This is a genomic window from Xanthobacter aminoxidans, assembly GCF_023571765.1.
GTDB lineage: Bacteria > Pseudomonadota > Alphaproteobacteria > Rhizobiales > Xanthobacteraceae > Xanthobacter > Xanthobacter aminoxidans.
In genome coordinates, this window is the sequence record NZ_JAMJXC010000018.1 from 33,654 (window position 1) to 58,847 (window position 25,194).

Annotated in this window: 24 protein-coding genes; 19 read left to right on the plus strand and 5 right to left on the minus strand. The window is 69.2% G+C overall.

Translation table 11 applies throughout. The annotated features are described in order from the left end of the window. The first annotated feature begins 30 nt into the window (after positions 1 to 30). From EJ105_RS21830 to EJ105_RS21840, 3 genes are read left to right on the plus strand one after another with little or no spacing between them, the layout of a single operon-like run. Positions 31 to 1,182, plus strand: a complete 1,152-nt coding sequence (locus EJ105_RS21830) for an LLM class flavin-dependent oxidoreductase (RefSeq protein ID WP_250167989.1) — start codon at positions 31 to 33, stop codon at positions 1,180 to 1,182. A gap of 31 nt (positions 1,183 to 1,213) precedes the next feature. Beyond that, positions 1,214 to 2,824, plus strand: coding sequence for an ABC transporter substrate-binding protein (locus EJ105_RS21835; protein ID WP_250167990.1), 1,611 nt, complete (start codon positions 1,214 to 1,216; stop codon positions 2,822 to 2,824). A 54-nt stretch (positions 2,825 to 2,878) separates the two neighbouring features. Then, the gene (locus tag EJ105_RS21840; RefSeq protein ID WP_250167991.1) at positions 2,879 to 3,610 is read left to right on the plus strand and encodes an SDR family oxidoreductase; all 732 of its coding nucleotides are present in this window, start codon (positions 2,879 to 2,881) and stop codon (positions 3,608 to 3,610) included. 116 nt (positions 3,611 to 3,726) lie between these two features. Here EJ105_RS21840 and EJ105_RS21845 read toward each other — a convergent pair whose 3' ends face one another. Then, the gene (locus EJ105_RS21845) at positions 3,727 to 5,325 is read right to left on the minus strand and encodes a rhodanese-like domain-containing protein (RefSeq protein ID WP_250167992.1); all 1,599 of its coding nucleotides are present in this window, start codon (positions 5,323 to 5,325) and stop codon (positions 3,727 to 3,729) included. Positions 5,326 to 5,386: 61 nt separating this feature from the next. Continuing rightward, entirely contained in the window at positions 5,387 to 6,214 is an 828-nt protein-coding gene (locus tag EJ105_RS21850; protein ID WP_250167993.1) for a class II aldolase/adducin family protein, read from the minus strand. 129 nt (positions 6,215 to 6,343) lie between these two features. On the opposite strand from EJ105_RS21850, the gene EJ105_RS21855 reads away from it, so the two are divergent. Further along, positions 6,344 to 7,951, plus strand: coding sequence for an ABC transporter substrate-binding protein (locus EJ105_RS21855; RefSeq protein ID WP_250167994.1), 1,608 nt, complete (start codon positions 6,344 to 6,346; stop codon positions 7,949 to 7,951). Between the two features lie 158 nt (positions 7,952 to 8,109). Here EJ105_RS21855 and EJ105_RS21860 read toward each other — a convergent pair whose 3' ends face one another. Next, positions 8,110 to 8,367 (minus strand): hypothetical protein, encoded by a 258-nt coding sequence (locus EJ105_RS21860; RefSeq protein ID WP_250167995.1) that lies wholly within the window; start codon positions 8,365 to 8,367, stop codon positions 8,110 to 8,112. 240 nt (positions 8,368 to 8,607) lie between these two features. On the opposite strand from EJ105_RS21860, the gene EJ105_RS21865 reads away from it, so the two are divergent. From EJ105_RS21865 to EJ105_RS21910, 10 genes are all read left to right on the plus strand, one after another. Next, positions 8,608 to 9,054: an RrF2 family transcriptional regulator gene (locus tag EJ105_RS21865; RefSeq protein ID WP_168462062.1), complete on the plus strand. Its 447-nt coding sequence runs from the start codon at positions 8,608 to 8,610 to the stop codon at positions 9,052 to 9,054. 125 nt (positions 9,055 to 9,179) lie between these two features. Further along, positions 9,180 to 9,746 (plus strand): carboxymuconolactone decarboxylase family protein, encoded by a 567-nt coding sequence (locus EJ105_RS21870; RefSeq protein WP_250167996.1) that lies wholly within the window; start codon positions 9,180 to 9,182, stop codon positions 9,744 to 9,746. Beyond that, on the plus strand, positions 9,743 to 10,822 hold the full coding sequence (locus tag EJ105_RS21875) for an acyl-CoA dehydrogenase family protein (RefSeq protein WP_250167997.1): 1,080 nt from the start codon (positions 9,743 to 9,745) through the stop codon (positions 10,820 to 10,822). The genes EJ105_RS21870 and EJ105_RS21875 overlap by 4 nt, the downstream gene beginning before the upstream one ends. Then, complete coding sequence (locus EJ105_RS21880) at positions 10,819 to 11,586, plus strand: ABC transporter ATP-binding protein (RefSeq protein WP_250167998.1); 768 nt, start codon at positions 10,819 to 10,821, stop codon at positions 11,584 to 11,586. Before EJ105_RS21875 ends, EJ105_RS21880 begins: the two co-directional genes overlap by 4 nt. Before the next feature lie 24 nt (positions 11,587 to 11,610). Then, complete coding sequence (locus EJ105_RS21885; RefSeq protein WP_250167999.1) at positions 11,611 to 12,813, plus strand: ABC transporter substrate-binding protein; 1,203 nt, start codon at positions 11,611 to 11,613, stop codon at positions 12,811 to 12,813. Beyond that, entirely contained in the window at positions 12,810 to 13,637 is an 828-nt protein-coding gene (locus EJ105_RS21890) for an ABC transporter permease (RefSeq protein WP_250168000.1), read from the plus strand. The genes EJ105_RS21885 and EJ105_RS21890 overlap by 4 nt, the downstream gene beginning before the upstream one ends. Before the next feature lie 250 nt (positions 13,638 to 13,887). Further along, positions 13,888 to 15,105 carry an acyl-CoA dehydrogenase family protein gene (locus tag EJ105_RS21895; protein WP_250168001.1) on the plus strand — a complete coding sequence of 406 codons (1,218 nt, stop codon included), beginning with the start codon at positions 13,888 to 13,890 and terminating at the stop codon, positions 15,103 to 15,105. A gap of 29 nt (positions 15,106 to 15,134) precedes the next feature. Further along, positions 15,135 to 15,992 (plus strand): ABC transporter permease, encoded by an 858-nt coding sequence (locus tag EJ105_RS21900; protein WP_250168002.1) that lies wholly within the window; start codon positions 15,135 to 15,137, stop codon positions 15,990 to 15,992. A gap of 3 nt (positions 15,993 to 15,995) precedes the next feature. After that, on the plus strand, positions 15,996 to 16,778 hold the full coding sequence (locus tag EJ105_RS21905; RefSeq protein ID WP_250168003.1) for an ABC transporter ATP-binding protein: 783 nt from the start codon (positions 15,996 to 15,998) through the stop codon (positions 16,776 to 16,778). Positions 16,779 to 16,812: 34 nt separating this feature from the next. Then, positions 16,813 to 17,877, plus strand: a complete 1,065-nt coding sequence (locus EJ105_RS21910) for an ABC transporter substrate-binding protein (protein ID WP_250168004.1) — start codon at positions 16,813 to 16,815, stop codon at positions 17,875 to 17,877. Positions 17,878 to 18,106: 229 nt separating this feature from the next. On the opposite strand, the gene EJ105_RS21915 is transcribed toward EJ105_RS21910, so the two are convergent. Both EJ105_RS21915 and EJ105_RS21920 read right to left on the minus strand, forming a co-directional pair. Continuing rightward, entirely contained in the window at positions 18,107 to 18,430 is a 324-nt protein-coding gene (locus EJ105_RS21915; RefSeq protein ID WP_169124058.1) for a 4Fe-4S dicluster domain-containing protein, read from the minus strand. After that, complete coding sequence (locus EJ105_RS21920; protein ID WP_250168005.1) at positions 18,427 to 20,052, minus strand: FAD-binding protein; 1,626 nt, start codon at positions 20,050 to 20,052, stop codon at positions 18,427 to 18,429. The genes EJ105_RS21915 and EJ105_RS21920 overlap by 4 nt, the downstream gene beginning before the upstream one ends. Positions 20,053 to 20,244: 192 nt before the next feature. Between EJ105_RS21920 and EJ105_RS21925 the strand changes: the two genes are divergently transcribed. From EJ105_RS21925 to EJ105_RS21945, 5 genes are all read left to right on the plus strand, one after another. Further along, positions 20,245 to 21,213 (plus strand): TauD/TfdA dioxygenase family protein, encoded by a 969-nt coding sequence (locus EJ105_RS21925; protein WP_250168006.1) that lies wholly within the window; start codon positions 20,245 to 20,247, stop codon positions 21,211 to 21,213. A gap of 73 nt (positions 21,214 to 21,286) precedes the next feature. Then, on the plus strand, positions 21,287 to 22,411 hold the full coding sequence (locus EJ105_RS21930; protein ID WP_250168007.1) for an ABC transporter substrate-binding protein: 1,125 nt from the start codon (positions 21,287 to 21,289) through the stop codon (positions 22,409 to 22,411). 277 nt (positions 22,412 to 22,688) lie between these two features. Further along, positions 22,689 to 23,570: an ABC transporter permease gene (locus tag EJ105_RS21935; protein ID WP_250168008.1), complete on the plus strand. Its 882-nt coding sequence runs from the start codon at positions 22,689 to 22,691 to the stop codon at positions 23,568 to 23,570. Next, positions 23,560 to 24,384 carry an ABC transporter permease gene (locus EJ105_RS21940; RefSeq protein ID WP_250168009.1) on the plus strand — a complete coding sequence of 275 codons (825 nt, stop codon included), beginning with the start codon at positions 23,560 to 23,562 and terminating at the stop codon, positions 24,382 to 24,384. The genes EJ105_RS21935 and EJ105_RS21940 overlap by 11 nt, the downstream gene beginning before the upstream one ends. Beyond that, on the plus strand, positions 24,381 to 25,193 hold the full coding sequence (locus EJ105_RS21945) for an ABC transporter ATP-binding protein (RefSeq protein WP_250168010.1): 813 nt from the start codon (positions 24,381 to 24,383) through the stop codon (positions 25,191 to 25,193). Before EJ105_RS21940 ends, EJ105_RS21945 begins: the two co-directional genes overlap by 4 nt. Position 25,194 lies beyond the last annotated feature (1 nt).

A 25,194-nucleotide genomic window follows, 5' to 3' on the forward strand; every position in this document is an offset into this window, starting at 1 on the left:
GCGCCGCAGCGCCGATCCGGAGACCCGACCATGACCGCACGCATCACAATCTCGCCCGCGGACTATCCCGAAAGTCCCCTCGCGCAGGCGCTGAAGCAGCCGCTGCTGCTCGGCCTGTTCCTGCCCATCCAGAGCGGCGGCTGGTCGCCCTCGACCCTGCCGCGCAGCACCGACTGGACGTTCGACTACAACAAGGCGCTCACCCTCAAGGCCGAGGAACTCGGTTTCGACCTCGCCTTCGGCCTCGCCCAGTGGATCGGCAAGGACGGCTATGGCGGCGAGCTGAAGTATCGCGAGCAGGCCATCGACCCGTTCGTGACCGTGGCGGCCCTGTCCTCGGTGACGAAGAGGATCATCCTCATCTCCACCATCCACATCCTCTACGGGCCGTGGCACCCGCTGCACCTCGCCAAGTTCGCGGCGACGCTGGACCATATCTCGGGCGGGCGCTTCGGCATCAACATGGTCACCGGCTACGCCCCGCGCGAGCCGAAGATGTTCGGCACCACGCAGATCGAGCATGACGCGCGCTATGCGCGGGCGGCGGAGTTCATCGGCATCGTCGAGCGTCTGTGGGCCTCCAGCGAGAACGTCACCATCGACGGCGAATTCTGGAAGCTGGAGGAGGCTTATGTCTCGCCGCGGCCCAAATATGGCCGTCCGATCCTCGTCAACGCCACCGGCTCGCCCGCCGGCTTCGACTATGCCGCGCAGCATTCCGACCTCGTCTTCATCACCAGCCCCGCCGGTGCGGAGATCGAGGCGGCGCTCGCGGCGTTGCCGGACCACGTGGCGAACCTCAAGGCCCGCGCCAAGGCTGCCGGCCGCGAGGTGCGCGCCATCATCAACCCGATGATCGTCTGCCGGCCGACCGAGCAGGAGGCGAAGGCGTATCACGCCGCCATTCTCGCCCATGCCGACACCGGGGCGGTGCAGGGCTTCCTCGCCCATCACGCCGCCGGCGACAGCCAGGCCTGGAAGAACCACAAGGGCGAGCACCGGGTGCTCGGCGGCAACATCCAGATCATCGGCTCGCCGGAACAGGTGGCGGACAAGCTCATCCGCCTGAAGAAGGCCGGCATCGACGGCGTTCAGCTCGCCTTCTTCGACTTCAAGCCCGACCTCGATTTCTTCGGCGAAGCGGTCCTGCCGCTGCTGAAGCAGGCCGGGCTGCGCATCTGATCCCCCCACACGACCGAAACGGACGCTGCCCATGCTGAACCGTCGCGACATCCTGCGCCTTGCTGCGGCCGGCGCCTCCCTTGCGGCCGTGCCGATTGCGCGCGCCGCGGACGGTTCGCCCGTCCCCGGCGGGCACCTCGTCTCCATCGTGGTGCCTGAGCCGCAGACCCTCGGGCTCACGGTCTCCAACCCCACCATCGTCATCGCCATCAACGTGTACGATGGGCTCGTGACCTATGACGGGACGGGCGCGCCGCGTCCGCAGCTCGCCGAGAGCTACGAGCAGGCGCCCGACGGCCGCTCCATCACCTTCCGCCTGCGCAAGGGCGTGACCTGGCACGACGGCGTGCCCTTCACTGCCGCCGACGTGAAGTATTCGATCCTGGAGGTGGTGAAGAAGACCCACCCGCGCGGCATCGGCACCTATTCGCAGCTTCAGGACATCGAGACGCCCGACGACCACACCGTCATCCTGCGGCTGGCGAAGCCCTCGCCGGTGATCTGGGCCGCGCTCAATTCCAGCGAGACGCAGATCCTGCCGAAGCACCTCTATGAGGGCACCGATCCGCTCACCAATCCCTGGAACACGAAGCCCATCGGGACGGGTCCGTTCATCTTCAAGGAATGGGTGCGCGGCAGCCACGTGACGCTGGAGCGCAACCCCAACTACTGGGATGCCGGCAAGCCCTATCTGGACCGGCTCACCTTCCGCTTCGTGCCCGATGCCGGCGCCCGCGCCGCGGCGCTGGAAACCGGCGAGACGCAGTACGTGCCGCTCAGCCCGGTGCCGCTCTCGGACGTGGAGCGGCTCGCCAAGCGGCCGGACCTCGTGGTGGAAACCCGCGGCTGGGAGGCGGTGGCACCGGTCTTCTTCCTCGACTTCAATATGCGCCGTCCGCAGTTCCAGGATGTGCGGGTGCGCCGGGCCATCGCCCTCGCCATCGACAAGAAGGCGCTGGCGCGAACCGTCTGGTACGGTTTCGCCGAGCCCGCCACCGGCCCGGTGCCGGCCTTCCAGACCGCGTTCGCGGCCACCGGGCTTCCGCAGTACGACTATGATCCGAAGAAGGCCGAGGCGCTGCTGGACGAGGCCGGCCTCAAGCGCGGGCCTGACGGCGTGCGGCTGCGCTTCAACCACGCCAGCATCCCCTATGGCGACGACTTCAAGCGCTCGGGCGAGTTCATCCGCCAGCAATTGAAGAAGGTCGGCATCGAGGTGGAGCTGTTGAATTACGACTTGCCGACCTTCCTGCGGAAGATCTACACTGAATACGACTTCGACACGCTGAACGCCTATTACGCCGCCTTCGCCGACCCACAGATCGGCGTGCAGCGCCGCTTCTGGTCGCAGACCATCCGGCCGGGGTCGGCATGGTCCAACGCCTCCGGCTATTCCAACCCCAAGGTGGATGCCCTGCTCGAGGCCGCGGCGGTGGAGCCGGACCCGCTAAAGCGCAAGGCGCTGCTCGGCGAGTTCCAGCTCATCGTCCAGACCGATCTGCCCTCCATCTCCCTGCTTGAGCTGAAGCAGTTCCGGGTGTGGTCGAGCCGCCTGAAGGGCGTAAATGTCGGCCCCATCGGCGTCTACTCCTCCTTCGCGGATGCCTGGCTGGAGCCGGCGCCGGGAGCCGTGCGGGGCTGAACGCGGACCATCCGCCCGTCCCGAACCCTGTCCAAGCCGCACAAGGGATGCGTTATGTCTCAGGTTCCGCCGCGCAACTCCGCCCTCGCCGACCGGCGCGTCGTCGTCATCGGCGGCACCAAGGGCATCGGCTTCGCCACGGCCGAGGCTGCGGTGGCGGAGGGGGCCGAGGTGGTGGTGGCGAGCCGGGACGCGGCGCGCGTTGCCGGAGCGGTGGAGCGTCTGGGCGCCAGAGCGTCCGGCGCCAGCCTCGACATCGCCGATGCCGAAGCGGTGGCGCGCTTCTTCGGGCAGGTGGGGCCGTTCGACCACCTCGTGACGACGGCGGCGCACGTGGTGCGCAAGCCGCTTCTGGAGGCGGACCTCGCCGAGGCCCGCGCCTCTTTCGATTCCAAGTTCTGGGGGCAGGTGAATGCGGTGCGCTCCGGCGCGCCGCTGATCCGGGCGGGCGGCTCCATCGTTCTGGTGTCGGGCATCTCCAGCCGCCGGGGCATCGGCACGATGGCCTTTCCCGCTGCCATTAACGGCGCCGTGGAGGCACTGGCGCGCAGCCTCGCGGTGTCGCTGGCGCCGATCCGCGTGAATGCGGTTTCGCCGGGCTATATCGATACGCCCGGCCATGGCGGGCCGGAGCGGGCGGCGACGCTGGCCCGGGTCGCGGCTGCCATTCCCGCCGGGCGGCCGGGCCGGCCGGAGGAGGTGGCGCAGGCCATCCTCTATCTCCTCACCAACCCCTTCTCCACCGGCACCGTGCTCGACATCGACGGCGGCCACCTCGCCGCGTGAGATGGCTGGGCTTTACGTTGCGTCCGCTCACGAGCCGCGCGGGATGTTCTCGCGTTGCCACGCTCAGGCGCCGCGCGGGCTTTGGGGCCGGCGAAGGCCTCCGCCGGCCGGCCGCCTCACACCACCAGCCGGAAGCCGGCGCCGCCTTCCGCCGCCACCTGTCCGGGAAGCTGCTCCTCCCAGCCGAGATAAGTGCGCATGGCGTCCGGATTGCCGTCGTGGCGGTCGTGCGCCCAGAATAGGTAATCGATGCGCTCGGCATCCGGCGGGCTGGCAGGGCTCGCCTCCACCGGCAGGCCTGCGGCCCGCCACGCCGCAAGGCCGCCGTCCACCGCGACGATCCGCGCCGCGCCGAGGCCGACGAGATCAAGCGCGGCAAGATCGGCAACGCCGGGATCGGCAGCGAACAGCACGAGGGCGGGCGCCGCCAGCACGTCCGCAGCAAGGCCTGCAACGCGCGGCCGGATGGTCCACAGAGCCCCGGCCGCATGGCCCGCGCGATAGGCGGCGCTGGCATCGAGCGAGAGCGCCCGCGAGCCGGCCTTCAGCAAGGCCGCCGCCTCCTGCGCGGAGACGCGGGGAGCGGCCGGGACCGCCGCCTTCGCCGCATCGACCACCCGGGCAATGTCGTCCGGCTTTCCATCGAACACGTGCACGTCCTCGCCCAGTTGGATCAGCCAGTGGGCGGCGAGGCGCGCGCGGACGCCATCGGCGTCGATGAGCACGATGCGCGCGTGCTGCACCCCCACCCATCTGTCGAGCGACTGCACCAGCTGCCCGCCCGGCGCGGGCACGGCGCCGGCCACGGGCTGGGCCGCGCGGTCTTCGGCGGTGCGCAGGTCGAAAAGGAAGGTGGTGCGCCCGCCTGCCTCGGCACCGCGCCAGCGGGCGAGGGTCGCAGCATCCACCAGCGGCACGCCGAACCTTTTGCGGACGGCCTCGGCGCGCGCGCGCGCGGTGGGAAGATCGGCGACCGGCGCGACGGGAACAGCACCGGAATCGAGCGCCAGCCCGGCGAGGCGCCAGCCCTGCGTGCCCCCCTTCAGCGCAACCACGCGATTGGGCACCTGCGCATCGATCAGGCTCTGCGCACCGATGATGCCCCGCGTGCGACCGGCACAGGAGACGACGACCAGCTGGTCCTGCGCGCGGACGAAGGCATCGAACTTTTCCACCAGTTCCGCCCCGGGGCAACTGATTGCGCCGGGCACGTGGAAGCGGGCGAATTCCTCCGGGGTGCGGCTGTCGAGGATCACCAGATCCACGCCCTCCCCCTTCAGGCGGGCGAGTTCGCCGGCCTCAATGGCCGGGGTATGGAACGCATGTTCCACCACCTCGGCGAAAGCCTTCAGGCGGCTGTTGACGCTTTTGTAGACCTCGTAGCCGGCCGCCACCCACGCCGCGACGCCGCCCTCCACGGCGGCAAGGTCGCTGTAGCCCAGCGCCGCCAGCCGCTGCGCGGCCTTCACCGCGAGGCCGTCGCCCTCGTCCAGCAGAACGACCGGGGTCGCAAGGCGCGGAACCAGCGCGCCGATGTCCAGCTCCAGCCGGCTGTAGGGCGCGTTGACGGCGAAGAAGGGGTGGCCCTCGCCGAACTGGCCCTCCTCGCGCACATCGAGGAAGGCGATCTCCCCGGTGCCGCGCAGGGCCGCCTGCACGTCGTGAGGGGACAGGAGGCGGATGGCGGCGGAGGGCGTGGGGGCGGGGAAGGTCATCGGCAGGTTCCTGGGGGCGCCGGTTGGCGCGGAATGCGGGAAGGGGTCGCGGAGCGGGCGTTCAGTCGCGATAGTCCGGCTCGCGCCGGTCGAGCAGGCGGCGCAGGGCGGCGAAATGCAGCTCCGCACCGTGGGGCTTCTGGCCGGGGGCGGCGGTCTTCTGGCCGGCCTGCAACAGCCCGGCGCGATACTGGGCCTGCGCCTTCTCCACGAGGGGCGCCGGCACCTGCTTCAGCGGGCGACCGGTCCACAAGGCGTAGAGCTGCACCTGGCAGGCGCGTTCCAGCGCGAACAGCCGGTCATAGGCCTCTGCCGTGGTGCGGCCGGTGACGATGACGCCGTGATGGGCGAGGAACAGGATCTTCTTGTCCGGCCCCAGCAGCGCCGCCAGCCGCTCGCCCTCCTCCGGCTCGCGGGCAAGGCCGGTATAGGCGTCGTCATAGACGATCTCGTCGATGAGCAGGATCTCGGTCTGGCCCACCGGCAACAGGCGGTTGTCTTCCAGCCGCGTCAGCGCCGTCGCGTAGGGCATGTGGGTGTGCAGCACCACCTGATGCTCGGGATGGAGGCGATGGATCGGTGCATGGATGCAATAGGCCGAGCGCTGGATCTCCCCCTCGCCGGCGATCAGCCGTCCGTCATAGCCCACGGTGAGGAGCCCGCTCGCCGTCACCTCCGACCAGTGCAGACCGAACGGCGGCAGCAGAAAGGCGTCGTCCCGTCCCGGCACCGCGATGGTGAGGTGATTGTAGATGCCCTGGTCGAAGCCATGCCAGACGGCGAGCCGATGGGCCGCCGCCAGATCCTCGCGGGCGGCCTGCTCCTCAGGGGAAAATTGGGGCGTGGCAACGCGTTGCGCGGCGACGGGGGAGCGTGCGGAAGCTGGCATGGAATTTCTTATTGATAATTTCGATAGACAAAATCAGTATCATGACAATCGGCCTCTTGGAAGGTCCGCTCGGCAGAATGGCGCGCGGCACCCGGCCGGTCTCTCCTCCCGCATCCACAAGGCAGGGTCATGCGCTCAGGTGCCCTCAAGCTGTTTGCCGTCGCGGCTGCTTTCATCGGCTTGCTTCCCGCGACGGTCCTCGCCCAGACAGGCCGATCCGAAAGGACGCCGAAGCGCGGCAGCACGCTCGTCACCATCATCCAGCCCGAGCCGACGGTGCTGACCACCACCGTGAACAACCAGTTCTCCAACGGCGCCGTCTCGGTGAACATCTACGACGGCCTCGTCTCTTACGACGACGCGCTCGGGCTGAAGCCGGCGCTGGCGGAAAGCTGGGAGATCTCGCCGGACAAGCTGACCCTCACCTTCCATCTCAGGCACGGCGTAAAGTGGCACGACGGCGCCCCCTTCACGTCAGCGGACGTGCGCTTCAGCGCGCTGGAGATCTGGAAGAAGGTGCACTCGCGCGGCCGTCTGACCTTCGCCGAACTGGAGGATGTGGAGACGCCCGACGCCTATACCGCCATTTTCCGCTTTCGCGCGCCCTCCCTCGTCGTGCTGTCGGCGCTGAACGCCTGGGAGGGGCAGGTGCTGCCGAAGCATCTCTATGAGAACACCGACATCCTGAAGAACCCGCACAATGTGGAGCCGGTCGGCACCGGGCCTTTCAAGTTCAAGTCCTGGACCAAGGGCGAGGCCATCGAACTGGAGCGCAATGCGGACTATTGGGATGCGGGAAAGCCCTATCTCGACCGGGTGATCTACCGCTTCATTCCGGACGGCGGCGCGCGGGCGGCGGCGATCGAGATCGGCGACGTGGGCTATGCCGCCTTCGATCCCGTGCCGTTCGCCGACATCGAGCGGGTGCGCAAGCTGCCCAACCTCAAGGTGGAATCCCGCGGCTACGAGTGGAACGCCAAATACTATTTCCTCGAGTTCAACCTCAGGAACCCGATCCTGGCCGACATTCGCGTGCGGCGCGCCTTCGCCCATGCCATCGACCGGCAGGGGCTCGCCGATACGGTGTGGTTCGGCCTCGTGACGCCGGCCACCGGGCCGATCCCCTCCTCCGCCAAGGCCTTCTACACCGCGGACGTTCCGACCTACGCCTTCGATCCCAAAGAGGCCGAGCGGCTTCTGGACGAGGCCGGCTACAAGCGCGGCGCCAATGGCGTGCGCTTTTCCATCAATCAGGACTTCCAGCCCTTCAACGAGAATTTCCGCAAGACCGCCGAATACATCCGCCAGAACCTGAAGCGCGTGGGCGTCGAAGTGAACGTGCGCTCGCAGGATCTCGGCGCCTTCGTGCGGCGCGTCTATGGCTCCTATGACTTCGACATTAATACGGGGCAGTTCTCCGTGTTCATCGATCCCGAGCTGGGTCTGCTGCGGCAGTTCTGGTCGAAATCCATCGCGCCCGGCATCCCCTGGACCAATGCATCGGGCTATGCCGACCCGGGCACGGACAAGGTGATCGAGGCCATCAAGAGCGCCGCCGATCCGGAACAACGTGTCGCCCTGTTCCACGAGTTGCAGCGCCGCGTGCAGCGCGACCTGCCGGTACTGCCGCTCCTCGAACTGAAACAGTTCACCGTCTACAACACCAGGGTCCGTGGCGTTTCGGTCCGGCCGGACGGGGCCATGTCCTCGCTTAAGGATATCTGGCTTGCCGAATAGGCGCGGCAGGCAGAACGAAAAAATCCCCGGCGGGTCGCGAGGGACCCCCGGGGATAAGTTGCGGGAGAACTCTGGAAACAGCGGCCGCAGGGGCCGCCGGATGCCGGACCATCTCGCCGGGGCCAGGAACCCCGGCGGCGGAAACCCGGCGGGAGAGGTCACCCGGGCCAGGGCCTGAGCGCGCGCGGGCTCAGCCGTTCGAGAGAGGCGAGGCAGCGCGCGGCGATCCGCATGTCGCCGATGGAGGCGAACAGGCGGCCGTCGATATCGTTGAACAGGTGATCGCAGGCGTGAAAAAGAAAGCCCTCGGAATGGCGCGAGGCGAGCCCGGCGCGCCGGCCTGCGACGGACAAGACGAGGATGCCGGCGGACGCCGGGATACCCGATGGGTCGCTCGATCTGTCTGCGTCGGCCATGATCGCCCTCCGGGCTTTGCGCGCCGCTCCGGCATTCCCGCCCGAAGGGAGCCCCCTCAGGCGATACGTTTTAAATTTACTTATTCTATCGATTCGATCAATTATAAAATGCGTCGCAGCAGGGCGCTGCATTTTCTCCTCGCTGGAGCGCGTCATGATCGAGCCGATCCGCACCTGGGATCCCCCTTGTCTTTCCGGTCGGACCTGTCCCGGTCCCCTCGCGCGGGCCGCCTGAGCGCCATGCTGACCAAGAAGGGCAAGTATGGCCTCAAGGCCGCGGTCTTCCTCGCGCACCAGCCCGAGGGCAAGGCGCTGCAGGTGGCCGAGATCGCCGACGCCAACCACATCCCGAAGAAATTCCTGGACGTGATCCTCGGCGAGATGCGCCACGCCGGATTCCTCCTGAGCCGCAAGGGCAAGAGCGGCGGCTATCGGCTCGCGCGGGGGGCGGACCAGATCAACGTGGGCGCCCTCATCCGCGCCCTCGACGGGCCGCTCGCGCCCCTGCCCTGCGTCGGCGGTTCGGACTATCTGCCGTGTCCCGATTGCGATGGCCCGAACTGCACCATCCGCCTGCTGATGGCGAAGGCCTATGCCGCCATAAGGGAGGTGATGGACGACTGCTCCCTCGCCGACCTGCGCGACATTTCCGGCGACCGGCTCCAGGCCTTCGTCGACTACATCTGAGCGCGCCCCTGTCCCCAAGCGACGGCGAGGCCGCGTCGGCGTACCTGCTCATATCGTGGGCATAACGCCGCCACATTGCGCATCAGAATAAAATACATAGACTGAATTGAAATTAGGAGAACCCCATGTCGCGCCTGCCCCTTCGCTCGTTGAATGATGCCCCCACTGAGGCGAAGGATCTGCTGACGGCGGCCGAGGCGCGCAATGGCTTCCTGCCCAATCTCCTGCGCGTGCTCGCGAACGCGCCCACTGCGCTGGAGACCTATCTGACCGTTTCCGGCATCAATGCCCGCGGCTCCCTCTCCCTTGCGGAGCGCGAGGCGGTGCAGATCACCGCGGCGGCGGAGCATGGCTGCGGCTTCTGCGTCGCCGGCCATACGGCCATCGTCACCAAGGCGGGGCTGGACCCGGCGATCATCGCCGCGCTGCGCGAGCGGGGGCATGTGCCGGATACGCGGCTGGAGGCGGTGGCCCGCTTCACCAAGGCCGTCATCGCCAGCCGTGGCCGGGTTGAGGATGCCGACCTCGCCGATTTCCGCACCGCCGGCTTCGACGACAAGGCAGCGCTGGAGGTGGTGCTGGGGGTGAGCCTCGCCACCCTCTGCAACTTCGCCAACAATCTGGGCGCCCCACCCCTCAATCCGCAGCTCGAGCCGTTCCGCTGGGACGCGCCCCGCGAGAGCGCCGCATGATGGCGGACGCGCTCGATTCCTCGCTTGCCACCTGGCTGGAGGACAACGCCCCTCAGCTCGATGCCGATGCGGGCGCCGCTGCCGCTGTCCTGCCGCGCCTCGCCGCTGCCGACGTCTTCGCCATCGGCGTGCCGCAGGCGGCGGGCGGCGCGGGCGGGCGCGCCATCGACGTGGTGGAAGCGATCGCCGACGTCTCCGCGCATTCGCTGGCCGCCGGCTTCGTCTTCTGGGGTCACCGCACCTATGTGGAATACCTGCTCCAGAGCCCCAATACGGACCTGGCCGGACGCCTTTTGCCGGATCTGCTGCACGGGCGCGTCGCCGGCGCGACGGGGCTGTCCAATGCCATGAAGTTCCTCGCTGGCCTGGAAGACCTTCAGGTGACGGCGCGCCGCGAAGGCGAGGGCTTCCGGCTCGACGGCAGGCTGCCGTGGGTGACGAACCTTGCGCCCGATGCCTTCCATCTCGCCGCCGCGGTCGCCCATGCAGACCGTCCCGGCGCCTTCGTCGCGTCCCTCGCGGCGGAGGATGCGGGCATCGAACGCTCGGCGGATCTCGACCTCATCGGCCTGCGTGCGACCAACACGGCGGCGGTGGCGCTCACGGGCGTTCGCATCGATCCGGATCGCGTGATCGCGGCGGATGCCCACGCCTGGTTGCCCAAGGTGCGCCCAGCCTTCCTCTCCTTCCAGTGCGGCATGTCCATCGGCCTCGCGCGCCGGTCCATCGCGGCGGCGCGGGAAGCCGCGGGCGCGGGCCGCCACATCCTCACCGAGCCGCTCGCCACGCTCGCCGCCGCGCTGCGCGTTCAGGAGCGCGCGCTGGCCGAGGGGCTGGAGACGGGGGCCTTCGAGACCCAGCCGGCGGCCCTGTTCCGCATTCGCATCGCCCTCGCCGAGATCGTGGCCGAAGCCATCGGCCTCGAATTGCAGGCGACAGGCGGGCGGGCCTATCTCACCGCCGCCGGCGCCGCTTTCGCCCGCCGCTGGCGGGAAGCGGCCTTCGTGCCCGTCATCACGCCCAGCCTCGTGCAGCTGAAGACGGCGCTCGCCGCGCAGCGCCAGAGCGCAGCATGAGCGTTCCGGTCCTGTCGGCTGAAGGCATCGCGCTCAGCTATCCCGGCGCGCCCGGACCCGTGCTGGAAGGGTTCGACCTCGCCATCCGACCGGGGGAGGTGGTGGCCATCCTCGGACCCAGCGGGGCCGGCAAGTCGAGCCTGCTGCGCGTGCTCGGCGGGCTCCAGCGGCCCAGCGCCGGCGCCGTCCGCATGGGCGGCACCGTGCTGGAGGACGTGCATCCGCGCCTCGCCGTGGCCTTTCAGGATCCCTGCCTGCTGCCGTGGCTGACGCTGGAGGCCAACGTCGCCTTCGGACTGAATTTCAAGCGCCAGCCCCCCGTATCTCCGACGGAGCGCCGCAGCCGCGTCGATGCCGCCATCGCCGAAGTGGGGCTCGGCCACGCCCGCCACCTGCCGCCCTCCGCCTTGTCCGGCGGCATGGCCCAGCGTACCGCGCTTGCCCGCTGCCTCGCGCGCAAGCCCGAGGTGCTGCTGCTGGACGAGCCCTTCGGCGCCCTCGACGAGGTGACACGGGCCGAGATGCAGGACCTGCTGCTGAAGGTGGTGGCCGATTTCGGCACGGCCGCACTGCTCGTCACCCACGACATCGACGAGGCGCTGCTGGTCGCCGACCGGGTGGTGCTCATCGGCGGCGCGCCGGCCCGGCAGGTTGCCAGCTGGACCCTGGACCTGCCCCGCCCGCGCCGGGACGAGGTCGTGACCCTCGGCGCCCTGCGCATCGACATTCTGAAGGCGCTGCGTGGCGCCGTCCGCCGCAACTGACTCCCGCCGACGAGGAAACCCACCATGTGCATCGCCTGCCTGCCGCGCGGCGGCTTTTCCCGCCGCGAGATGCTGAAGCTCTCCGCTTTGTTCACCGCCGCCGGCGCCCTGCCGCTGCTGCGCGCCGCCGAGGCCCGCGCGCAGGAGCCGAACGCCCCGGTGCGCATCGGCTACCTGCCCATCACCGATGCCACGCCGCTGCTGGTCGCCCATGCCAATGGCCTGTTCGAGGCGGAGGGCCTGAAGGCGGAAAAGCCCGTCCTGCTGCGCAGCTGGGCTCAGGTGATCGAAGCGTTCATCTCCGGGCAGGTGAACGTCATCCACCTGCTCTCGCCCATGACCGTCTGGGCGCGCTTCGGCTCCGGCGCCCCGGCGCGCGTCGTGGCCTGGAACCATGTGAGCGGCTCTGCCCTCACCGTCAGCCCCGACATTTCGAGCGTGGCCGATCTGGGCGGAAAGACCGTGGCGGTGCCGTTCTGGTACTCCATCCACAATGTGGTGGTGCAGAACCTGCTGCGGGAAAACGGCCTCACCCCCGTGACCAAGAAGACCGGCACGCCCGCAGCCAACGAGGTCAACCTCGTGGTGATGGCACCGGCCGACATGCCGCCCGCCCTCGCCACCCGTCAGGTCGCCGGCTACATCGTCGCCGAGCCGTTCAACGCGGTGGCGGAAACGCAGGGCATCGGCAAAATTCTCCGCTTCACCGGCGACGTCTGGAAGGATCACGCCTGCTGCGTGGTGTTCATGCATGAGCGCGACCTCGACGGGCGGCCGGAGTGGTCGCAGAAGGTGGTGAATGCCATTGTGAAGGCACAGCTGTGGACCCGCGCCAACCGCGCCGAGACCGCGCGCCTCCTCTCCAAGGAGGGGCCGAACCGCTACACGCCCCATGCCCAGGCAGTGCTCGACAAGGTGCTCTCCCCGCCCGAGGCCGACACCGAGGCCTATCTGAAGTCCGGCGCTATCCGCCATGCCGACTGGAAGGAGAAGCGCATCGACTTCCAGCCCTATCCGTTCCCGAGCTACACCGAGGAACTGGTGCGGCGCCTCAAGGGCACGCTGATCGAGGGCGACGGCGCCTTCCTCGCCAAGCTCGACCCCGCGACGGCCGCGAAGCAGCTGGTGGACGACCGGTTCGTCAAGGCGGCGCTGGCCGCCAACGGCGGCCTGCCGGCGTTCGGCTTCCCCGACACCTTCGCCCGCACCGAGGTGATCGCGCCTTGAATGCGGAACCGCAGCAGAGGTCTTTCACCGCCGGGGCCGATCCCGCGAGCCGCGCCCGCCCGAAAGGCGCCGCGCGGAGCGGCAGGCTATCTCGGCCGCTGCTCGGCATCGCCGGCCTGCTCGTCCTGTTGGCCCTGTGGTGGCTCGGCACGGATGTGCTGGCCGCCCCCGGCAGCTTCGCGCGGCGCTTCTCGCCGGCGAGCGGGTTCGCCAGCCTCGGCGGCCTGCTGCTCCACTCGGACCTGCCGATCCATGTCTATGTGAGCCTCCAGCGCATCTTCATCGGCCTCGGCTTCGCGCTGGCCATCGGCGTGCCGCTGGGGCTCGCGGTGGGCACGTTTGGGACGCTGGAAGCGGCGACCACGCCGGCCTTCCAGTTCCTGCGCATGATCTCGCCGCTCTCATGGATGCCGCTGGCGGTGATGGTGTTCGGCGTGGGCGATCGGCCCATCTATTTCCTGCTGGCGTTCGCCTCCGTGTGGCCGATCCTCCTCTCCACCGCTGCCGGCGTGCGCCAGCTGGACCCGCGCTGGCTGCTGCTGGCGCGCAGCCTCGCCGCGACACGGTGGGAGATGCTCTCGCGGGTGATCCTGCCGGGGGTGACGGGACACATCCTCACCGGCGTGCGCCTCGCCATCGGCATCCTGTGGATCGTGCTGGTGCCATGCGAGATGCTGGGCGTCTCCGCCGGGCTCGGCTATTTCATCCTCGATACCCGCGACCGGCTCGCCTATTCCGAGCTGATGGCCATGGTGCTGCTCATCGGCGTGCTCGGCTTCGCCCTCGACGCCCTCGCCCGGGCGCTGTGCCGCCGCTGGGCCTGAGCCGCAAGACATCTCCGGAATAAACGTGAACCCGCCCGGTGCCAGACGGCACCGGCGCGGCGCGGTCGCGCGTCGGTGAGCAGAAGAAGAACTGCGCGCATCTCTATTGTCTATTATTTCGATATAATTTATATAAAAATGATTGGAGCCCGTCGATCCTCCGGCGTGACCGCACGCCAAGGGCTTTGCCCGCCTGCCGGCGCGGCTTTGGACGGCTCCGCCCATTTCCTAAAGACCGAGAAGCTTCGCCATGACCATTGCGCAGAAAATCGTCGCAGCGCTGGCCGCGTCCCCGTTCGGCGTCGCGGAGCTGGAACCGGTCATCGCGCGCATCGCGGCCAGGGCCGAGGCTCCGGGGCGCCGCGCCGAGGATGTGCGGGCCGACGTCGAAAGCCTCCGCTCCGCAGGTTTCGGCGCATTCCGACTGCCTAAGGCCGAGGGGGGCGCCGGGGCCAAAATACCGGACCTGATCAGCGTGGTGATCGCCCTTGCCGAGGCGGATTCGAACCTGCCGCACGTGCTGCGCAACCATTTCCTATTCGTGGAGAAGGCCCAGCGGTCCAAGGCCAGCCCGAAGTTCGCCCGGTGGCTCGACGAGGTGAGGGCCGGACATCTGTTCGGCCTCGGCGCCAGCGAGACGGGTATCCAGAACATCGGCGCCGGGAGCGGCAATACGGTGGTGCGGCCCGAGGGCTCCGGCTTCGCCCTGGACGGCGTCAAATACTACAGCACCGGCAACGCCTTCGCCGACTACATCTATGTCAACGCCCGCACGCCGGAGGGCGTGCCGGTTGCAGCCGTCGTGCCGCGAAAGCGCGAGGGCGTCAGCGTGCTCGACGACTGGGACGGCATCGGCCAGGAACTGACCGCCTCCGGGACCACCACCTTCTCCGGCGTGAAACTCTCGGCTGACGAGGTGATCGTTCAGGCGGAGGAAGAGGCGCCGGTGCCGCACGATGCCACCCTCGCCCAGCTCTATCTCACCTCCATCGTCACCGGCATCCTCAAGGCGGTGGCGCGCGATGCGGCAGGATTGATCCGCTCCCGCGACCGCAACTTCTACCACGCCACGGCCGCCCGGCCGGCGGAAGACCCGCAGTTGCAGGAAGCGCTCGGCCGCATCGCCAGCGCCGCCTATGTGGCGGAAGCCGCCGTGCTGCGCGCGGCCGAGGCCCTGGACGGCGCCATCGAAACCGCCCGCGCGGGTGCGCCCGACCCGGCATTGTTCGAGGAGGCGGCGCGCCGGGCGGCGCAGTCCAAGGTGGTGCTGGACGGGCTCGCCCTCGACGCCGCCAGCCGCCTGTTCGACGTGGGCGGAGCCTCCGCGGCCACCCGACGCGCGGGGCTCGACCGGCACTGGCGCAACATCCGGACCCTCGCCTCGCACAACCCGGTTGCCTACAAGGCCCGCGCCCTCGGCCGTCAGTTGCTCGACGGGACGCCCCTGCCCGCGGCCGCCTTCTTCTGAGGCCGGCGCAGCGAAAGCTGGGATCATCCATGACCGACACAGCCACGGCCTCCGCCTTCCCTGCCCCAGGGAAGATCGCCCTGAAGCTCACACCCCGGCCGCGCGCAGGCCGGCTCAAGCTCGTCGGCGCCGATGCCGCCCGCCTGGTGCTGCCGCTCGCCCTTCTTGGGATCTGGCAGGGGGCCTGCTCCTTCGGCTTCATCAGTCCCCGCACTCTGGAATCGCCGGTGGCGGTGGTCGGCGCGCTGGTGGAGCTGACCCTATCGGGCGTGTTGTGGGAGAGCCTCGTCGCCTCCTTCAAGCGCGCCTCCGCCGGCTTCCTCGTCGGCGGAGGGCTAGGGCTGGTGCTCGGCATCGTCGCCGGCCTCTGGCGCACCGGAGAGCGCGCCTATGACGCGCTGCTGCAGATGCTTCGCATGGTGCCGTTCCTTGCCGTCATCCCGCTGTTCGTCATCTGGTTCGGCGTGGACGAGGAGCCGAAGATCCTCCTCATCGCCCTCGCCTGCATCTTCCCGGTCTATCTCAACACCTTCTCGGGCGTGCGCAACGTGGACCCGAAGATCATCGAGGCAGCGACCGTCTTCGGCATGAGCCGGGCGGCCATCGCCGCGGAGATCGTCGCGCCGCTTGCGCTTCCCTCCATCATGGTGGGCGTGCGCTACGCCATGGGCGTCGCCCTGCTCTCGCTGGTGGCGGCCGAGCAGGTGAACGCCACGTCCGGCATCGGCTATCTCGCGCTCAATCCGCGCGCCTCGCTCCGCACCGACATCATTCTCGGCGTGGTGCTGCTCTATTCGGTCCTCGGCCTCGCCGTCGATTTCCTCATCCGCACCGCCCAGAGCCGGCTCCTGCCGTGGCATCGCAGCGTGCTCGAAAAGGCGCGCTGAGCCATGAACCAAGCCATCCGCACTCCGCTCCTGCCCGCCGAAGCGGTGAATCTTCAGGAAGAGGCCGTTTCGCTCAAAGGCGCGGCGAAAGGCTTCGGCGGGCGCACCCTGTTCGAAGGGCTTGACCTCACCATCCGCCGGGGCGAGTTCGTGGCGCTGCTCGGCGCCTCGGGCTCGGGCAAGACCACGCTGCTACGCATTCTGCTCGGTCTCGACACGCTGGATGCCGGGGAAGGCGAGGTCGCGACGCCGCGTGCCGCCGTGTTCCAGGAGCCCCGGCTGGTGCCGTCCCAGCCGGTGTGGCGCAATGTGCTGATGGGCGTGCCCCGCCGCGCCCGGCAGCGACGGCAGGCGCTCGATGCGCTGGCCGAAGTCGGCCTTGCCGGACATGCCGACGCCTGGCCCGTCACCCTCTCCGGCGGCGAGGCGCAACGGGTGGCGCTCGCCCGCGCGCTGGTGCTTGAGCCCACACTGCTGCTGCTCGACGAGCCCTTCGCCGCCCTCGATGCGCTGACCCGCCTCAAGATGCAGGATCTGGTGCGCCGCCTGTGCGCCCGCCACCACCCCGGCACGCTGCTCGTCACCCATGATGTGGACGAGGCCGTGCGCCTCGCCGATCGCGTCCTCGTGCTGCGCGACCGCCGCCTCACCCTCGACGCGACGGTGGGCGAGGCCCGCGACGGCACCACGCCCGCCGGCGCCCGGCTGCGCGCCCGCCTCTATGCCGAGCTGGGCGTCGACCCGCTCGGGCTGGAGGCCGCCGGTGCGTCCGGCCGCGCGCCGTGACCTTCGTTTCCCCTGACCAGCCAAGGACCCACCGATGACCCGCTTCCCGACGAAACCGCCTCTCTCGCGCCGCCACGCGCTCGCGCTCGCCCTGTCCTCGGCGCTCGCCGTCGGGCTGGGGGCTCCCGCTTCGGCCGCCGATCCGGATCTCTCCGGCGTCACCCTGCGCATCGGCATTTTCGAGGACGTGACCCGCGATGCCATCGAGGCCACCGATTTCCTGAAGGGCACGCCCTACAAGATCCAGTGGGCGCGCCTCAACGGTGCGGGCCCGACCGTGCAGGCGCTGGGCGGCAATGCCATCGACATCTCATGGGGCCTCAGCGATACGGCGGCGGCCAAGGCCTCCTCGGAGGACAGGCAGAACTGGACCGCCCAGAATGCGCCCATCAAGGTGGTGGCGCTGCTGAAGCCCCTCGACGAGGACAAGTTCTCCAACAGCCTCATCGCCGCCCACAAGAGCGCCGGCATCAAGACCCTCGCTGATCTCAAGGGCAAGACATACGCCTATAACGAGGGCGGCAACATCAACGCGCTCGCGTTGCTCGGCCTTTATGCCGCCGGGCTGACGACCAAGGACGTGCAGGTGCGCCTCCTGACCTATGACGCGACCTCAACCGCCTTGATCGCGGGTGCGGTGAATGCGGCACCCGTCACCCGCGCCCGCGTCGCCGACGCCCTGGCGGATGGCACGCTGATCGAGATCGCGCGCGATATCGATGTGGGCTTCCCCGGCTTCGTCTCGGTCACCGCCCGCACCGCCGCCGTCGACGATCCCAAGCTCGGCCCGGCCATCGGCGATTTCCTCAACCGGCTCGCCCGCTATCTGCGCTGGGCCTCGAGCCGTCCCGAGGAGACCGCGAAATCCTATGTGAAGACCCAGCAGCTCGCTGAGCGCGACGCGCTCGCCGCCGCCCGGGCCAAGGCCGTGACCCTCATTCCCGTGAACCCCGGCAGCCCGGGCTTCGAGAAGGAGATCGCGGCCACCGAAAAGCTGGTGAAGGCCGGCTTCTATCCCCGTCCGGTGGACTTCGCGACCGTGGTGGACGGTCGTTACGCCGAGCAGATACTCAGCGGCGACAAGGCCCCGACAAACTGATTGGCAGGGCACGGACGCAAGGACATGCGGTGCCGGCGGGAAACCGGCACCGCGGCATGACGGGGCTGTTCCTCGCCGATTGGCGCGGTCACGCCTGAACGCAAACGGCTCCCGCCCGAAGGCAGGAGCCGTTGCCTTTTCGGCATTGAGCCGTGCTGGGAGATGATCGGGATAAGGGTGGGCTGTCGCGGCCTCGCCCGTGTCTGGCGCGAGCCACAGCTTTCACCCGCTACTTCGCCGAGAGCACCGCGTGCATGGCGTCCACCGAGCGGTTGGCGGCGGTGGCGGGGGTCCAGCCGATGGCGGCGCGATAGGTGCCGAGGGGGAGCGGCGCGTCCGCCTCGCTGGCGAGGCCGAGAGGCGCCCCGGCGGTGGGTGCCACGTAGAGCGCATCCTCCGGGCAATAGAGTTCGCACATGAAGCAGGTTTGGCAATCCGCCTGCCGGGCAATCACCGGCGGGCCGGACAGGGACGGCGCGAACACGTTTGTTGGGCACGCGGCGACGCAGATGTTGCAGCCGGTGCAGCGGGCGGCGCTGATGAGCTCGATCATGCCGCGATCCCTTCGCCCGAGCGCTGCTCCACGGCATCCGCCGCAAGGGGCGGGGCCGGCCGGTGGGAGACGGACACCTCGGTGAGACCTGCCGCGGTAAGAAGGTGGCGCTGCGCCAGGTCGGCGGCCGCATGGTCGATCCGGCGATGCATGCCGCGGCTCTCGGTGCGGGCGAGCGCGCTGCGGTACATCCAGCGGGCCACCGCCGTCATGGCCGCCGCCTCGCGGGCGCGCAGCACGTTGGTGCCATCCGCCGGGGCGGAGGCGGACAGGCGCGCCCACTGGCTGTCGAGACGGTCGAGGGAGCGGGTCAGGCCCTCCTCGGTGCGGAAATAATTGCGATCGAAGGGGTGGACCTCGCCCACCACGGTGCGCGCCGCCTCGGCGGGATCGAAGGGGCGGGCGCCGGCGTCCCGCAGCCCCGCGGTGCCGGCGCCCCAGCGCACGCGCCCGTTCGGGGCGCGGCGGCCAAACTCCGCGGCGGCGCGCCCGGCCCAGCGCCCGGACGAAACCGCCCAGGCGGCATTGTGGCTGCCGCCGCCGGTGAATCCTCCGCAGATCAATTCGCGCGTCGCCGCGTCCCCCGCCGCATAGAGGCCGGGCACGCGCGTCGCGCAGGTCTCGTCCACGATGCGCAGCCCGCCGGTGCCGCGCACGGTGCCTTCGAGGTGGAGGGTGATGGGGAAGCGGTCCCGGAACGGATCGATGCCCATGCGGTCGAACGGCAGGAAGAAATTGGGCTGGGCCGCGCGCATGTTGGCCTGCATGGCCGCGTCGGCGCGGTCGAGCCTTGCGAACACGCGACCCTTCTGGAGATGCCGCGCGATCACCGAGCGCCCTCCGTTGGAGGCGGCGCCGGGAATCACCTCTCCGGCCTCGTCGGTGAAGGTCGCCCACTTGAAGAACAGGGTCTTGGTGACGGAGGCGAAGTCCGCCGCGATGGCATAGGCGTTGGAGAATTCCATGCCGGAAAAGTCCGCGCCGGCTTCCGCCGCCATCAGGTGGCCGTCGCCGGTGAGCGCGGTGCAGCCGAGCGCGCGGGAGAGGAAGGCGCAGCCGCCGGTGGCGATCACCACGGCCCCGGCATCCACCTGCCAGCCATCCCCCTGCTGCCGGCGGATGCCCCGGGCGCCGGCCACCGCGCCGGCCTCGTCCACCAGCAGTTCCAGCGCCGGGGAATGATCGAGGATGCGCACGCCCGCGCCCTTCGCGAGCTTGCGCATGAGGCGCATATATTCCGGCCCCTGCAACGAGACGCGGATGGGATTGCCCGCGCCGTCCACCGGAAAGGGATAGCCGCGCGCGCCGAGTTCATGGAGGGCCGCGTGGGTGGTCTCCAGCACCCGGGCCGACCATGCGCGATCGGCGAGGAAGCCGCCCAGAGCCTCGCGGCTGACGATGGCAGCGGCGCGCAGCTTGGGGTCCGGCTCGACATACCAGATGGAGGTGCCGGACGGGGCGGTGGCGCCGGACGTGCCGCAGAAGCCCTTGTCCGCCAGCACCACCCGCGCGCCCGTCCGCGCCGCCTCGAACGCCGCCCAGGTGCCGGAGGGGCCGCCGCCGAGCACGAGCACGTCGCAGGTGAGATGGAGCCCAGACCGGGCGGAAGATGAAAAGCCCATGATGCCTCCCGAAGCCCTCGCGAACGCCGGCCGCCACGCTGTCGCGCGAAGCCGAAGCGCAGGCGGCGCCAAATAACGTCGATATAATGTTCATTTAGTTTATAGACTTACTTGAAAATATCAAGATTAATGTCCCTCGGCCGCCGGGAGACGCGCGGCCGCTTCGTCCGCCGCAGCCTGTCAGGAGGCCCCATGAGCGCTTCGATCAGCACCCTTCCCAACACTCCGGAGCCCGCCATTCCCGAGAGCGACATCCTCCCGCTCTCCGGGCGCATCGGCGTCGAGATCCGCAATGTGCGCCTCGCCGGCGACCTGCCGCAGCCGCTGTTCGACGAGATCCACCGCCTGCTGCTGAAGCACAAGGCGCTGTTCTTCCGCGACCAGCACCATCTCGACGACGCGGCGCAGGAGGCCTTCGGCGCGCGCTTCGGCGGGCTTGTGCCGCATCCGACCATCGGGGCGCTGGCCGGCACCTCCTCGGTGCTTGAGCTGGACACCCGCCGCACCGGCGAGCGCGACAGCGGCCAGGGCGCCGGCCGGGCCGACCAGTGGCACACCGACGTGACCTTCGTGGACGCCTACCCGAAGATCTCCGTGCTGCGCGGCGTGGTGATCCCGGCGGCCGGCGGCGACACCGTGTGGTCCAACACCGCCGCCGTCTACGAGCGCCTGCCCGAACCGCTGCGCCAGCTGGCGGACAGCCTGTGGGCGACCCATTCCAACGCCTACGACTATGCCGCCGTGCGCCCCCACGCCACCGACGACGACCGGCAGGTGTTCGACCGCACCTTCACCAAGACCGTCTTCGAGACCGACCATCCGGTGGTGCGGGTGCATCCCGAGACGGGCGAGCGTTCGCTGGTGCTGGGCAATTTCGTGCAGCGCTTCGTCGGCCTCAATAAGGGCGACAGCCAGAAGCTCTACGACCTGTTCCAGAGCCACATCACCGCGCCGGAGAACACCGTGCGCTGGCGCTGGCGGGCGGGGGACATCGCCATCTGGGACAATCGCTCCACCCAGCACTACGCGGTGAACGACTATGGCGACGCCCACCGCGTCGTGCGCCGCGTGACCGTGGACGGCGAGGTCCCGGTGAGCGTGGACGGCCGCACCAGCGTCACCCGCAACCGCTTCGACAAGCCGGCCGACCGCGCCGCCTGACCCCGCGCAGGCCGGCGGGCGGCAGGCCCGGCCGCCGGCGCCTCTTCTGGCCCCTTTCAGGAGTTCGAGACCGATGTCTGCCCTGCTGCGCCCCGTTCTGCGTCCCATTCTGCGTGCCTTGGCCCGCGCCGCGTCGGCGCTGTTCTGCCTCGCGCTCCTCGCCGCCCCCGCAGCGGCCGAGACCGTGATCCGCTTCGGCCATCCCGGTGTCGGCGCGGAACAGCGGCCCTATTCCTATGGGGATGCGACCACCTATGCCCGCGCCCGCCAGCTGATCGAGAAGGAATTCGCCGACGACAAGGACGTGAAGATCGAATGGACCTTCTTCCGCGGCGCCGGCCCCGCGCTGAATGAATCTGTGGCCTCCGGCCAGCTCGACTTCTTCCTGCTGGGCGACCTGCCGGCCATTGTCGGCCGGGCGCGGGGGCTTAAGCACAAATTCATCTTCGCCACCGGGCGCAACAACCCGATCTTTCTTGCCGTACCCACCGACAGCACCATCACCAAGGTGGAGGACGTGAAGGGCAAGAAGGTCGCCTTGTTCAAGGGCACCAACCTGCAGAACGCCACCGACCGCATCCTCGCTTTGCACGGCCTTTCGGAAAAGGACGTGCGCTTCATCAATCTCGACGCCAACGCCGCGGTCGCCGCCCTGACCTCCGGCAATGTGGATGCGGTGTTCGGCGGGCAAGAATATCTGCCGCTGGCGGCCAAGGGCGTGGTGAAGATCGTCTACACCACCAAGGGCGACGACCCGACGCTGGGGCGCAATTCCTCCTATTTCGTCACCGAGGCCTTCGCCGCCGCTCACCCGGACCTTACCCAGCGCGTGGTGACCGCTTTCATCAAGGCCGCCCATTTCATCTCGCAGGACCAGAACCGGGACGAGGCGTTCGAGGCCTGGGCGCTCTCGGGATTGCCCAAGGAGACCTTCGTCACCAATTTCGAAGGCCAGCGGCTCTCCCTCATCGTCAATCCGCTGATCGATGACTATGTGGTCGCCCGCTACAAGGAACAGGCCCAGGCCGCCAAGGATTACGGCCTGCTCAAGGGCGATCCCGACATCGACCACTGGTTCGACCGCACCTATCTCAACGCGGCGCTGAAGACGCTGAAGCTCGAGGACTTCTGGTCCACCCGCGACGGGCGCGGAAACATCGAGACGCGCGGCAGCATCGACCAGAAGGCGTCAAACTAGCAAGCGGCACGCAGGCTCGACGACGGACGGAGGCTGATGCGCCCCGCGCCCCTCGTTCAGCCGTCATGCCCCGGCTTGTCCGGGGCATCCACCGGGCCGCGCATCGGGTGTTTCCGGCCGGATACCGCGCCCGGCCATCCGTGGATCCCCCGCACGAGGCGGGGGATGACGAGCGGCGAAAACACGAGGAACGACACATAGCGGGCGGTTGGGCATCGGCGAGCGGCAGGAACGGTTCAAAGCGCCGGCACGCAGCAGAGACGGAAGGTGACACAGCATGAGCCTTGCAGAGACGCTGGACAAACCGGCCTTCGACACATCGCCTCGCGACGGCGCCGCGGCCGATACCGCAGCCCGGCGACACACCCGCCGGCCTGGCCCCTCCCGCCCGACGGCCCTCGGCTCGGTCTTGCTCGGCCTGTCCTTTCCCTTCGCCTTGCTGGTGGTCTGGTGGTGGGCCGCGCGCCTGGGCCTCGTGCCGGAGCAGATCCTGCCGGCACCGGCGACCATCTATGAGACCGTCTCCAGCCTCATCACCGACGGCACGCTCGCCACCCATCTCGAAGTCTCCACCCACCGCGTGCTTGTGGGCTTCGGGCTCGGCGCCGTGTTCGGCCTCGTCTTCGGTGCGGCGGCGGGACTTTCGCCGACCGTGCGTGCCTTCCTCTATCCCCCGGTGCAGGCGGTGGCGCGCGTGAACGTGCTCGCCTGGATGCCTCTCCTCACCTTGTTCATGGGCATCGACGAGCCGCTGAAATACGTGGTCATCGGCTGGTCGGCAGCGATCCCCATCATCCTCGGCACGGCGCGCGGCATCGAGAATGTCTCGCCCGCCTTCCGCGAACTCGGGCGCGTGCTGCACTTCAACACGCGCGATACCCTGCGCCTCGTGGTGCTGCCCGGCGCGGTGCCCTCCATCTTCGCCGGCCTGCGCGAAGGTCTCGCCAATGCGTGGCAGACGCTGGTGCTGGCCGAGCTGTTCGCCTCGTTCGAGGGGCTGGGCTATCTGATGACCTGGGGCCGGCAGCTGTTCCAGCTCGATCTCGTCATCATCGCCATGATCGTGGTGGCCCTCGCCGGCCTCGCCATGGATCTCGCCTTGCGCTGGGTGGAGCGCCGGGCCCAGCCGTGGAAGCGGGAGACGCGCGATGTCCATTGAGGCCACTGCCGCCACCGCCCTGCCCGCCGAAACCCGCGCCGGCAATGCACTGCGGAGCGTCGCGCGCCGGATCGAGTGGCGCCCATGGACGGCGTTCGCCGCCCTGCTCGCTTTGTGGTTCGCCGCCCATCACTTCGGTTGGGTGCCCGCCAAATACCTGCCCTCCCCGGTCGCGGTGGTGCAGCGTCTCATCCGCGAGGTCACGGCGGGCACGCTGCTGCACGATCTCCACGAGACGTTGCGGCGCAATCTCTCCGGTCTCGTCATTGGCGTTGCGGCCGGCCTTGCGCTGGGGGCGCTGCTGGGCGCCTCCTCCCTCGTCGGGCGCATCGTCGGCCCCACGGTGCTGGCGCAGCGGCAGACGGCGCTGTTCGCCTGGGTGCCGCTGCTCGCCATGTGGTTCGGCGGTGGCGACACGGGCAAGATCACCTTCATCGCGGTGGCCGCCTTCCAGCCGGTGGTCATCGGCACATGGCGGGGCATCAGCCTCGTGCCCACCACCTATCGCGAGCTTTCCGACGTGCTGCTGTTGAGCCGCTGGAACTACATGCGGCTCGTCGCCTTGCCCCACGCTTTGCCCATGATCTTCACCGGCCTCCACGGCGCGCTCATCTACGCCTGGCTCGCCACCGTGGGCTCTGAGCTGTTCCTCAACATCTCGCCCGGCCTCGGCGGGCGGCTCAATGAGGGCAGCCAGCTGTTCGAGATCGACCTGCTGTTCCTCGTCATTCTCCTCTTCGGCCTCATCGGCCTCGGCTTCAATACGCTGGCCGAACGCGCCGAAGGCCTCCTGATCCGCTGGAACAACCGATGAACGCTCCTTTCTCTGCCCCTGTACCTTCTATCGCCACCGCGCTGCCCGCCCTCGACATCCGCCATGTGAGCAAGGCCTTCGTGGTGGACGGCAAGGCCGTGGAGGTGCTCGCCGATATCTCGCTCTCGGTGGAAGCGGGCAGCTTCGTGAGCATCGTCGGCGCCTCCGGCTGCGGGAAGTCGACCCTGCTGCGGCTCATCCTCGGCCTCGATCTCGATTATGCGGGAGACATCCACCTCGATGGCCAGCCGGTCGAGGGGCCGGGGCCGGAGCGCTCCATCGTCTTTCAGGAACACCGTCTGCTGCCGTGGCTGACGGTGGAGGGCAATGTGGGCGCGGCGCTGCTGCATTCAGGGCTCGACGCGGCGGCGCGGCGGCGGTCGGTGGCGGAGCATCTGGAGCTGGTGGGGCTGGAGGCCTTCGCCAAGGCCTATCCGGCCCAGCTCTCCGGCGGCATGGCCCAGCGCGTCGCCATCGCGCGGGCGCTGGCCAACCGCCCCCGCTTCCTCCTGCTGGACGAGCCCCTGGGCGCCCTCGACGCCCTCACCCGTCTGCGCCTGCAGGGCGAGCTGAAGCGCATCGTCGCCCATGAGGGCGCCACCGCCGTGCTTGTCACCCACGACGTGGACGAGGCCGTTTTCCTCGGCCACCGCATCGTCGTCCTCCACCCCCGTCCCGGCCGCATCGCCGCCGTGCTGGAGGTGCCCGAAGAGGCGCGAGCGGATCGCTCCAGCCCCACCTTCGTCGCCCTGCGCGACCGTGTGCTGGAACTGCTCGGCGTCTCCCTCGGCGAGGGGCGGGCACGGTGAC